At 58.2% G+C, this 11,301-nt stretch carries 10 protein-coding genes; 9 read left to right on the forward strand and 1 reads right to left on the reverse strand.

From position 1 onward, the window contains the following. The first annotated feature begins 75 nt into the window (after positions 1 to 75). The 7 genes from ACOVRA_RS09235 (at position 76) to astB (ending at position 7,989) form a co-directional block, all read left to right on the forward strand. Positions 76 to 2,835 carry a M14 family metallopeptidase gene (locus ACOVRA_RS09235; RefSeq protein ID WP_421720034.1) on the forward strand — a complete coding sequence of 920 codons (2,760 nt, stop codon included), beginning with the start codon at positions 76 to 78 and terminating at the stop codon, positions 2,833 to 2,835. 416 nt (positions 2,836 to 3,251) lie between these two features. Further along, positions 3,252 to 3,617, forward strand: a complete 366-nt coding sequence (locus tag ACOVRA_RS09240) for a GntR family transcriptional regulator (RefSeq protein WP_290803652.1) — start codon at positions 3,252 to 3,254, stop codon at positions 3,615 to 3,617. Next, positions 3,614 to 4,462, forward strand: coding sequence for an ABC transporter ATP-binding protein (locus ACOVRA_RS09245; RefSeq protein ID WP_421720035.1), 849 nt, complete (start codon positions 3,614 to 3,616; stop codon positions 4,460 to 4,462). Before ACOVRA_RS09240 ends, ACOVRA_RS09245 begins: the two co-directional genes overlap by 4 nt. A 6-nt stretch (positions 4,463 to 4,468) precedes the next feature. Beyond that, complete coding sequence (locus tag ACOVRA_RS09250; RefSeq protein ID WP_421720036.1) at positions 4,469 to 4,762, forward strand: hypothetical protein; 294 nt, start codon at positions 4,469 to 4,471, stop codon at positions 4,760 to 4,762. Further along, complete coding sequence (locus ACOVRA_RS09255; RefSeq protein WP_421720037.1) at positions 4,759 to 5,817, forward strand: hypothetical protein; 1,059 nt, start codon at positions 4,759 to 4,761, stop codon at positions 5,815 to 5,817. Before ACOVRA_RS09250 ends, ACOVRA_RS09255 begins: the two co-directional genes overlap by 4 nt. Positions 5,818 to 5,898: 81 nt before the next feature. Further along, positions 5,899 to 6,600, forward strand: a complete 702-nt coding sequence (locus ACOVRA_RS09260; RefSeq protein WP_421720038.1) for a DUF4386 domain-containing protein — start codon at positions 5,899 to 5,901, stop codon at positions 6,598 to 6,600. Between the two features lie 30 nt (positions 6,601 to 6,630). Next, complete coding sequence (gene astB, locus ACOVRA_RS09265; protein ID WP_421720039.1) at positions 6,631 to 7,989, forward strand: N-succinylarginine dihydrolase; 1,359 nt, start codon at positions 6,631 to 6,633, stop codon at positions 7,987 to 7,989. An 8-nt stretch (positions 7,990 to 7,997) separates the two neighbouring features. Here astB and ACOVRA_RS09270 read toward each other — a convergent pair whose 3' ends face one another. Next, positions 7,998 to 9,611, reverse strand: a complete 1,614-nt coding sequence (locus tag ACOVRA_RS09270; protein ID WP_421720040.1) for an AbgT family transporter — start codon at positions 9,609 to 9,611, stop codon at positions 7,998 to 8,000. A gap of 123 nt (positions 9,612 to 9,734) precedes the next feature. Between ACOVRA_RS09270 and thiE the strand changes: the two genes are divergently transcribed. Together thiE and ACOVRA_RS09280 are read left to right on the forward strand one after the other, a co-directional pair. Further along, entirely contained in the window at positions 9,735 to 10,376 is a 642-nt protein-coding gene (gene thiE, locus ACOVRA_RS09275) for a thiamine phosphate synthase (protein WP_421720041.1), read from the forward strand. Beyond that, the gene (locus tag ACOVRA_RS09280) at positions 10,367 to 11,296 is read left to right on the forward strand and encodes a tetratricopeptide repeat protein (protein ID WP_421720042.1); all 930 of its coding nucleotides are present in this window, start codon (positions 10,367 to 10,369) and stop codon (positions 11,294 to 11,296) included. The genes thiE and ACOVRA_RS09280 overlap by 10 nt, the downstream gene beginning before the upstream one ends. Positions 11,297 to 11,301 lie beyond the last annotated feature (5 nt).

An 11,301-nucleotide genomic window follows, 5' to 3' on the forward strand; every position in this document is an offset into this window, starting at 1 on the left:
CCCAACAACTTGAACCGCTGTTGCGGGCGCTTTAGACCTAATCCAGAAACGGGTTTTAGGAGCTGGGAGCGCAACATGTTTAAATCTCGCTTGATGATGGCGTTGATCGCCACGACAGCCTTGATGCCAACGGCTGGTTTCGCGCAAAGCCAGGCGATCCCGCATGAAGAACTGGGCGCTATTGGGACTGTGGCCGCTGTTCCTGCTGATTTTTATTGGCCCGGTGCCAATTATGACCCAGCGGTTCCCTCGCCCAAAAGCGTTTTGGGCTATCAGATTGGCGAAGCCATTACGCCGCACGCCCAAATCATCCGCTATTTTGAAGCTTTGGCCGCCTATGCCCCCGACCAGATGAAGATTTTCGACTATGGTCGGTCGTGGCAGGGCAAGCGCTTGATCTATGCCGCCATTGGCAGCCCGGAAAAGATCGCCAATCTGGATGCGATCCAAGCCGACGCGCAAAAGCTGGCCGATCCGCGTAAACTGGCAGCAGGGGAAGCCGAAGCCATTATCGCCCGCCACCCCGCCGTCGTTTGGCTGGCTTATTCGGTCCATGGCGACGAGATTGGACCAGCGGATTCTTCGCTGCAACTCGCCTATCACTTATTGGCCGCGCGCGGCGACCCACGCATGGCCGAGATCAAGCGTAACACGCTGGTGATAATCGTGCCGATCCAAAATCCTGATGGCCGTGATCGCTTTATCAGCACCAATCTCAACGGCACCGGCATGACACCGGACGGCGACCCCATGTCGGCAGAGCGGGATCAGCCTTGGCCCGGCGGGCGCGTCAACCACATGCAGTTTGACCTAAACCGCGACTGGTTTGCCCTCACCCAGCCTGAAACCCGCGGGCATACGGCAGCCGTGTTGAAATACTTCCCTGTCGTCGTGGTCGACAGCCATGAAATGGGCAGCGACCGCAGCTTCTTCTTTCCGCCAGAATCTCAGCCAATCAATCCCAATGTGACCAGTGAGCAGCTCGCGCTTAAAAACCTGCTTGGCCAGAATAATGGTCGCTGGTTTGATCAGTTTGGCCTCCCCTATTTCACGCGCGAGAGCTATGACCTGTTCTATCCCGGTTATGGCGACGGCTGGCCAACGGCCCAAGGCAGTATCGCCATGACGTTTGAGCAAGGCTCTGCCCGCGGCATGCTCGCCAAGCGCAGCGATGGGTCGAAGTTTGCCTTCCGCGACACCGTCAAGAGCCAGTTCGTCGCGGTCTTGTCGACAATCGAAGTAGCGGCCCGCGAACGTGGGCGCTTCGTCCGCTCCTTCTATGACTTCCGCCGCACGGCGATTGCCGAAGGCAAGAGCGAGGCCGTGAAGTCTTACATTCTGCCAACCCAGACCGATCAGTCCAACACGGACAAATTGGCTGCTTTGCTCAGTCGGCAAGGCATTGAGGTCAATCGCACCACCAGCAATTTCACCGCCTGCGGTCGTACCTTTGCGGCGGGTTCTTTTGTGGTGTCAGCTGCGCAGCCCGCTAAACGCCTAATTCGCAACCTGCTCGAACCCGACACAGCCATGGAAGCCAGTTTCGTGGCCGAGCAGCAACGCCGCAGGCGCGCCGGTCTTGGCGACCAGATTTATGACGTGACGGGTTGGTCCTTACCCCTCCTCTATAATGTTGAGGTCGTCCCTTGCGCGACCGACCCTGCTGTGACCAGCCAAAAGGCCAGCACGGCGATGATCCAACCCGGCCAAGTGATCAATCCAGACGCTAAGGTGGCCTTTGTCGCAGCCTCTGGCTCGACGGCCACCTCGCGCTTTATGGCGAAAGCTTTGCAGCAAGGCATTGCCTTGCGCACCATGGCGGAAGCTTTCACGTTGGAAGGCAAGACCTATCCAGCGGGCAGCTTGGTACTGGCGCGCGGCGAAAATGGCGCGGACCTCAATCAAAAGCTGGCGAGCCTTGTCGCTGAAACCGGCGCGGTCCTGACCGGATTTGACTCCTCTTGGGTCACCAATGGTCCAAGCTTAGGCTCTGACAAGGCGATCAAGTTACGCAATCCCCGCATTCTTTTGGCATGGGATAGCCCGACGGACCGCAATTCAGCGGGTGCCACGCGCTATGTCCTGGAGCGCAAGTTTGGCGTGCCTGTCACCCCGGTCCGGATGCGGCGTTTGGCTGGCCTTCCTTTGAGCGGCTATGACGTGGTGATCTTGCCCGATGGCGAAGGCAGCTATGGCGCGGCCTTGGGCGAAGCAGGGGCACGCAATTTGCGCACCTTTGTGCAAAATGGCGGTGTCCTGATCTCGCTGGGCACCGCAACAGGCTGGTTGGCAGACCCAGACGTCGATCTGATTGGCCTAAGACGCGAACAGGCGACTGTTACAGAGGCAGAAGCCAAGGGGCGCCTGCCAGAAGCCAAGACCAAAGCGGGTGCATCTGGCGTTGATGGCGTGAACTTCCCAGATGAAGCCACTTATAAGCAAGCTATAGTCGAGACCAGCCGCGATCCAACCGAACTGGATGGGGCAATCCTGCGTGGCGAAACTGCCAAGGATCATTGGCTCACAGCGGGCATCGCGCCCACTTTGCATATGATGGTGGCTGGCTCAGACATTTATCGTCCCTTGACCGCCGATGTGGGCGATAATGTCGTCCGCTTTGCCGGGCCAGACCAAGTAAAAGCCAGCGGGATTGTGTGGGATGATATTCGCAAGCAATTGGCCTTTAAGCCCGCTTTGGCGGTCCAGTCTCGCGGGCGCGGCTATGTCGTCGCCTTCACGATTGACCCCACCTATCGCGGCATGGCCGATGGCCTCGATTCGCTCGTCATGAACGCCATCTATTTCAGCGCCGCGAGGGCCCGTCCGGTACGGTGACAGGGTGTTTCAGAAACAACGTTGTCATCCCGGACGGCGCAGCCGATCGGGGACCTCCTGCCGCATAGTCCCTTGAGGTCCCCCCTCTTCGCTGACGCTTCGGCGGGGATGACATCGTGGGGGGAACGGAGCGCGCAACAGAAGCTGCGCTTGTCATCGCGTTTGCATGCGCAACTTCTGTTGCGCGGTCCTTTTGGTGATCCTGCTGTCTCACCAAAATCGGTCTAGAGGGAAACACTCCTTCAGTCTCTTCGGGACACATCGGCTTATACGCCGATGTCGGGCGAAGCCGGTGATAGGGTGTTTCAGCAATCGCAATCTATCCCTCAAAAAAGTCGCTTGACACGGGTGGTGTATTACTATACCAACACACCAGAACGCTAGAACAGCAAGTTCTAGGTATTTGGGAGTTGTCTATGACGCAAGCTTGGCGCGACGATCAACCCATCTGGAGGCAGATTAAGGACCGGGTCCTGTCTGCCATTCTCGATGGTGGCATAAAGGAAGGAGAGCCTTTGCCGTCTGTTCGGCAAGTGGCTTTAGACCTTCAGGTCAATCCTTTGACCGTTTCAAAAGCCTATCAAGAATTGGCAGATGACGGTCTGGTCGAACGTCGCCGTGGCCTGGGCATGTTCGTGATCGATGGCGCCCGCAAAGGCTTAAGCGCCAGTGAGCGGAACACCTTCCTGAAAGAAGAGTGGCCGGTCGTGGTGACACGTATCAAGCGCTTGGGCTTGAGCGTGCAGGAATTGCTAAAAGATGTTGAGGGGAATGGGCAATGACGGAAGTATTGATTTCGGCCAAGGGCTTGGCGAAAAATTATGGCAAGAAGCAAGCGCTGAAGCCGACCAACCTCGAAATCCCAGCTGGCCGGATTGTCGGTGTGATTGGGGCCAATGGGGCCGGTAAGTCCACCTTGCTCAACTGCCTGCTTGGCCTGTCTGACTATGAAGGCGATCTGCAGGTTATGGGCATGAACCCTTTGATGCAGCGCGCCGTCTTGATGGAGCAAGTCTGCTTCATCGCCGACGTTGCCACCCTGCCCCGCTGGGCAAAAGTGGCAGACCTTCTCGACTGGGTAGCGGGTCTACATCCTAAGTTTGACCAAGCCAAAGCGGTCGCCCGCCTTAAGACCACCACGGTGCAATTGGACTCCAAGATTAAGGCCCTCTCCAAAGGCATGATCGTACAAGTCCATTTGGCCATTGCTCTGGCAATTGATGCGCGCATTCTGGTGCTGGACGAGCCAACCTTGGGTCTCGACATCGTCAACCGCCGCGGCTTCTATGACGCCATCCTGTCCGACTTCTTTGATGAGACCCGCACCGTGATCATCACGACCCACCAGGTCGATGAAGTTGAGCCGATCTTGAGCCATGCGATCTTCATTCGCGATGGCGCCGTCACGCTCGACGCCTCAATGGATGTCGTCGCGGAACGCTTCTTGGCGGTGGATGTCCTCGACAATCAGAAAGCCGAAGCAGAAGCCTTGCGCCCACTTTATGGCCGCTCGCTTCTGGGCCGCACCACTTATGTATTCGATGGCGTGGCACCCGAGCAGCTAAAGACTTTTGGCGAACCGCGCCGGGTTGGCCTCGCCGATTTGTTTGTGGCTTTGGCGCAATAGGGGGAGATGATGATTACTGGCTTACTCTTTACCTTAGCCCAGCGTCAGGCACCGGCCGAAGGCCGTGCTTTTCCCGGCAAGGCTTTGACCCCAAAAGCGGGCGCTTCAAAGCTTGCCCTGATCCCCTCGAGCGGCGATATCGTCGTGAAATTGGCCCGGACGTCGGGCGTGGTTTTAGCGCTCGTTGGCTTGGCTCTTCTTGGCGTAGGCGGTGTGGAATGGTCGTTTGACCCCGCCATTGGCCTCAATATTCAAACTGCTGTTGTCAGCTTCACCCTTCCTGCGGGAGTGTTCTCATGAACAAATTTTTGACCCTAATTCGGCGGGATATGGCCGATAATCGCGGTGCTTTGGTCATCACCCCCATCGTGATCGCGGCCATTCTTTTGACCGTGACTTTGTTTGCAACCTTGACCGGCAATGCCCGCTTTGGCTTTGACCCCGAAGACTTTGCAGCCGCCAAACAAAATCCCGGCCTAAATAGTCAAGTCATCGTTGATACTCAAAAAGGTGCTGCAGTGGTCAAGCGTGGTCCAGATGGCAAGGTCACCATCATCACCAACGACGGCAAATCCAAGAGCCTAGATGATGCGATTGACCCGAAAACCAAGGCTGGCCTAGAAGCCATCCTGCCCGTCGGCACGGCAGCGGCTGCGGTGTTGCCCTTGGCGATCGCCCTGATCTCCATCCTGTTTGTCTTGGCGGGGGCTTTGCATGACGAGCGTAAGGATCGCACCATCCTGTTCTGGAAGTCGATGCCGGTCAGCGACCTTCAGACCACCAGTGCGAAGCTTGTCTCGATTGTCGGCGTCGGTCTGTTCTTTGCCTTGGCCGTGACGATTGTCTTGCACGTCGCGATCACGGGCCTGGCGGTTGCCACCCTCGGCAATGTGGGCATCACCGGCATCAGCGCTGCAACGGTCTTCCTCAATGCCACAAAATTGTGGAGCGTGTTGGCGGTCGGGCTTCTGATCTATGTTGGCTGGGCTTTGCCAGTTTACGGATGGGTGACCATGGTCAGCGCTTGGGCCCCTAAAATGCCCTTCGTCGCAGCCTTTGCCCCTCTGTTCGTTGTGCCCCTCGTCTATATGGCCATTGCCTATCGTGGTGATGACAATGACATGATCCTGAACGCCTTATGGGAACCTGCTGGCCGCTTGATTGGCGAACCTATGACCAACGGCATGAGCCGCATCATCGAGCCCAGCAACGACCATATCCCCGCGATCCCTGTCACTGAAATGCTGGGCCAATTGTCCAACAGCCTAGCCCAACCTGGCTTTTGGATTGGCTTGGCCGTAGCAGGTGGTTTCATCTATGCCGCCAGCGAGATCCGCCGCCGCCGGGCCCTCTAAGTCTCGGCAAGCCATCTCACCAAAGGGGCCATCGACGACCGTCGGTGGCCCTTTTTTAATCCCAACGACAAGGCGTAACCCATGACCGCAAGCACTCAATTTTGGACACACGCTCGGCTTACGGGCCTGCTTCTTTTCTTGGTGACACTCACCCATATGGCAGGCTTTCAGATCGCCAACAGCTTTGCGGTCCCGGGCAACTTTGCTGCAACTGGCCTCAAGATCGCGCAGAACGAAGGCCTCTATCGCCTCGCTCTGCTCAGTTATGGCGTCTCCAGCATTTTCAGCGTCGCGCTAGCGGTCACATTCGCACTGTGGCTAGCGCCCATTAGCCGATTGGGCGCAGGACTGGTTCTGGGCTGGCGCTTGTTTGAGGCCATAAGCTCGACCGTGGCTTGGGCAATCCGCTTTGCCTTGGTCGACAATCAGACCCAGCCCAATCTTCTGGGTACCCCGGGTGCAGAGGCGTTGCACCGGGTGCTGCGCGATGTCTCCAATGCGGCCTTTGATCTGGGTGCGATTGGGCTGGCCTTGGCAACATTGATCGGCTTCTTCATCCTGTTCCAAGCGCGCAGCTTGCCGCGCCTTTTATCCGCCATAGCCATTCTGGGTGCTATGCTCATTCTGGTGAGTTCGGTCGTGACTTTGGGCTGGCCCGCGACGGACATCCCCAGTTCTATTGCTTTCGCGGTGACCTTGCTCAGTAATTTGGTCATCGGGCTCTGGCTGCTCGTTCGGGGAGACCGCTCTTCGGAGGCCAAAGTGCTGGCACAACAGGCTTGACACCAAAGCCTATGTCTATAGCCCGTGCCAGTGACAACACAGGGGTTCGTCTTGGCGTTTGAAGCAAATTTCGATGGTTTGGTTGGCTTAACCCACAATTATGGCGGGCTCAGCGCTGGCAATTTAGCCTCTGCAGCCAATGCGACAGCTGTGTCCCGCCCGAAGGAAGGCGCGCTTCAGGGCCTAGCGAAAGCCAAAAGGCTGGCCGATGCGGGCTTGGTTCAAGGCCTGCTACCACCCCATGAGCGCCCGCACCTGCCCACGCTGAAGGCCATCGGATTTTCGGGCTCTGACGCAGAAATTCTAGCCCAAGCTTGGAAGGCGGACCCCGCACTTGTGCGCAATGTTTCGTCGTCGGCGCAAATGTGGGCGGCCAATGCGGCGACCGTGTCGCCTTCAGCAGATTGCGCTGACGGCCGTCTCCACTTCAGCCCGGCTAACCTTCTGACCATGCCGCATCGCGCGCTGGAAGCCAGCCAGACCGAGCGCAGCTTGCGGGCGATCTTTGCCGATACAAGCCATTTTGCGGTTCATAAGGCCCTGCCCTATCAGCCCTTATTTGCCGACGAGGGGGCCGCCAACCACATGCGGCTGTGCGCCAGCCATGGTGAAGCAGGGGTGGAGATTTTTGTCTGGGGCCGCAATGGCTTTGGCCAACAAGAAACGCGCTTCCCTGCCCGCCAGACGTTGCAAACCGGCGAAGCCATTGCGCGCCGCCATGGCCTCGCGCCAAATCGTGTCTTGCATCTCCAACAAAGCCGGAAGGCCATTGAAGCGGGGGCCTTCCATAATGACGTGGTGGCCGTCGCCAGCCTGCAAGTCCTGTTCTGCCACGAACATGCGTTTGAAGATCGGCTGGGCACCTATGAGGCGATCAAGCGCGCCTGCGATGGCATTATGGAAGTGGCCATCGTCGAAGTGCCAGAGGCGGACGTGCCCTTGGCGGACGCGATCAAATCCTATTTGTTCAACACCCAATTGCTGTCCATGCCGGGCGAAGACCGCTTGGTCTTGATCGCACCGGAAGAGTGCCGCGAGAATGCAGCCACCAATGCCTATCTGGAAAAACTGGTTGCCAGCAATGGCCCCATCGGTCGGGTCCAGTTCGTCGATGTCCGCCAATCCATGCGCAATGGCGGTGGGCCGGCCTGCTTGCGGCTGCGGGTTGTGATGGATGAAGCCAAGCTACAGGCCATCAGCGCGCGTGCTGTGCTCGATACGGCGCTCTATGACGATTTGGTCGCGTGGGTGAACCGCCATTATCGCGAGACTTTGGGGCCAGACGATTTGGCCGACCCCAGCCTGCTGCAAGAAGGGCGGACAGCCTTGGATGAGCTGACCCAGATCATGCACTTAGGATCAGACTTCTATCCATTCCAACGCGGCTGAACGGGGCCCTACTTCGCCCCCGGCAGGCTGTAATGCACCGTAGCGCCCGGGCCCAAAGGCCAGTCGAAATAGACCCAAGCCGCTGTCATCGCTATGCCGGCAACCATGAAGGCCAAAGCAAACGGCAGCATCATGGAGAGCAGCGTGCCGACGCCAACATTCTTGTCCCAACGCCGACAAAAGGCCAGCACAAGCGGGAAGTAAGACATCAAGGGCGTCGCGATATTGGTATAGCTATCGCCCATCCGGTAAGCCGCGGTCGTCATTTCCGGCGAGATACCGAGCAGCATGAACATCGGCACCACGACGGGGGCCATCGCACTCCATTTGGCCGAAGCCGAGCCAATGAAGAGGTCCAAGAAGGACGAGAAGGCTTGGACGCAGACGAGCAAGAAAGGTGCTGGCAGGCTGAGTTCCTTCAAGGCTGCCGCGCCATTGATCGCGGCAATCGGCCCTAAGTTCGACCAGCTGAACATGGCGATGAAATGGGCGGCGAAGAAGGCAAAGACGATATAGGGGGCTAACGAACGAATGCCCTCATTCATCATGGTAACCACATCCGACGAGGAGCGGATCGACTTCACCGAGACACCAAAGGCGATGCCACCCAGCAAGAAGATCAGCGTGAAGGCGGCAATCAGGCCTTGGTAAAAGGGTTGCAACTGGGCGGTGCCCTTCTGGCTTTCATCGATCAGTGGGGTGAAACCGGGCCAAAGGGCCAAGGCTGCAAAAACGGCGATCACGGCAAGCGCAGCGAAGCCAGCCCAAGCGAGGCCGCGCTTCTCTTCTGGCGTGACAACCGACTTGGTCAATTCTGCTTTCAAATCGTCATCTGGATTGCCTGTCCAAGGACCTAAACGAGGCTCTAGCACGCGGTCGGTGATGAACCAGATGATGGGCGTAAACAGCACGACAATGGCCAAAATGAACCACCAATTGCCCAAGGGGTTCATCGTCCAAGTCGGGTCAATGATGCGGGCGGCTTCTTGGGTGAAGCCGAACAAAAGCACGTCGAGTTGGCCTGGTGTGACATTGCCAGCAAAACCGCCGGAGACGGCGGCAAAGGCTGCGGCAATACCGACCAGCGGGTGACGACCTGCTGCGGCATAGACCAGCCCGCACAGAGGAATGAAAACCACATAGCCCGCGTCCGATGCATGGTGGCTCATCATACCGATCAAGCACACGACCGGGGTCAGAAAGGCGCGCGGCAAATCGCGCAGGCTATTGCGGATCAAAGCGCTGAACAGGCCAGCACGCTCTGCCACTGAGGCCCCCAACATCACAACCAACACAACACCCAGAGGCGCAAAGCTTGTTAAGGTGCGGGGCATATCGACAATCAGCTTTTTCAGATTGTCTTCGGTGAACAGGCTGGTGGCGTCAAAGATCAGGAGCCCATCTTTCACGACCCCACCACTGGGTGGCTTTTCGCCGGAGAAGGGGAGCGAGGCGGACCAGCCAAGGGCTGAGCCAATCACCGACAGCACCATCAAGAAGCCGATCAACCAGACAAAAATCATGACAGGGTCGGGCAGAAGGTTCCCCACCCGCTCAACCCAAGCTAAGAAACCGCGCTGGGTGTTGGGGACAGGCTTGGCGGGAGGCGTGGCTTGGGTCATAGACATCTCTGAAATCGTTGAAGGCGCGTCATGTGCCTGTTTCTCAGTGGTTGTGCATCTCACAATGTTGGCATCTGTCCGTCATCTGTTCTGCTCAATCGCCCTTTAAGGAGCCAATCATTCGTGTCGGACCGTCCAAAAACGCGGCTCTATCTCATCACGCCGCCGAAAATTGAAAATCTCGACTTGTTTGCCAAGTCCTTGCAGGCGGTTATTGAGGCTGGCGATGTGGCTTGCCTGCAATTGCGGCTAAAGGAAGCAACGGATGCTGAAGTCCTAGCCGCTGCTGCTGCAATCTTTCCCATGGCCCAAGACTTGGGTGTAGCTTGCCTCGTGAATGACCGCGCCGATCTGGCTAAGCTTGCCGCGGCGGACGGGGTGCACATTGGACAGTCAGACGGCACAGTGGACCAAGCGCGCAAACCGGTTGGCAAGAATGGAATTGTTGGTGTGACTTGTCACGACAGCCGCCACTTTGCGATGGAAGCTGCAGAGACCGGGGCCGATTATGTTGCTTTTGGCGCCTTTTTCGACACGGCCACAAAAGCGGCACCAACGCGCGCCAATCTCGACATACTTTCATGGTGGCAAGAGATTATGGAAATCCCGTGCGTCGCCATAGGTGGCATCACCCCAGACAATGGGGCAGAGCTTGTAAAGGCCGGAGCCGACTTCTTGGCTGTCTCGGCTGGTATCTGGTCGTGGCCCAAAGGCCCCGCTGCAGCAAGTGCTGCTTTCAAGGACATGTTTGACGCATGCGCCTGACACGCCTTCGCTTTGTCCTGTTCGCCGGTGTGCTCGCGCTGCCGCAGGTAACAATGGCGCAAACCCCCGCCCCTCCCAGCCCAATGGCCTTAGAGGCTGAGGCCGATCAACGCGCGTTGGAGAGCGCATTGCTGGCGCTCCGCACCGGCCAATATCGTGAAGCCCTCAGCCAAGCTGAAAACCTCGCCTCGCGCGGCAATCCAAAAGCTGCTGCTTTGGCAGGCTCCATCTACGAGCAAAATCTCATTGACACTGCGACCCCGGAAGCTGCGGTCCGTTGGTATCGCCGCGCAGTCACCGGCGGCAATAGTGATGCCATGTTGGGGTTGGCTCGGCTCGGCATGGCCCGAAAAGGCGGTTCGACGCCGGGAGAAGCCCTTTCCATGCTGCAGCGCGCTGCTGCGAATGGGCGGAAGGAAGCCTTGGCCCCCTTGGGTGACTTGTTTCTCTCCGGTGCCGCAGGGCCAAAGGATCGCACACGCGCCGCCAGCATTTATGCGCAAGCGGCCAGTTATGGTGATGCCGATGCTGCTTATGCGGCAGGTATCCTCTATGCCGACGGGGACCCTGACCCAATGGATGATCCTTTAAAGGCCATTGGCTACCTCCGCCAAGCTGCGCAGGCCGGCCGCGCGGATGCCGCAGCCGATTATGGCCTGATGCTGTATCAGGGACGCGGCGTTGCCCGCGATCTTAAAGGTGCGGCGCAATGGTTTAAGACGGCCGCTGAAGGCGGGGACATGGACGGCGCTTTCTACTGGGCCTTGGTCAATGCCAAGGGCGAAGGCACGCCGCAAAACCTAGAGCTTGCCGTTCAATGGGCGCGCGTCGCCAAAGGCTCATCCCCCGATGCCGACCGTCTCTTGGCGCAACTGGAAGCCATTGCCGCCAAGCCAAAGCCTGCCGCCAGCAAGCCCTAAATGAA

This window comes from Aquidulcibacter sp. (genome assembly GCF_049239865.1).
GTDB lineage: Bacteria > Pseudomonadota > Alphaproteobacteria > Caulobacterales > Aquidulcibacteraceae > Aquidulcibacter.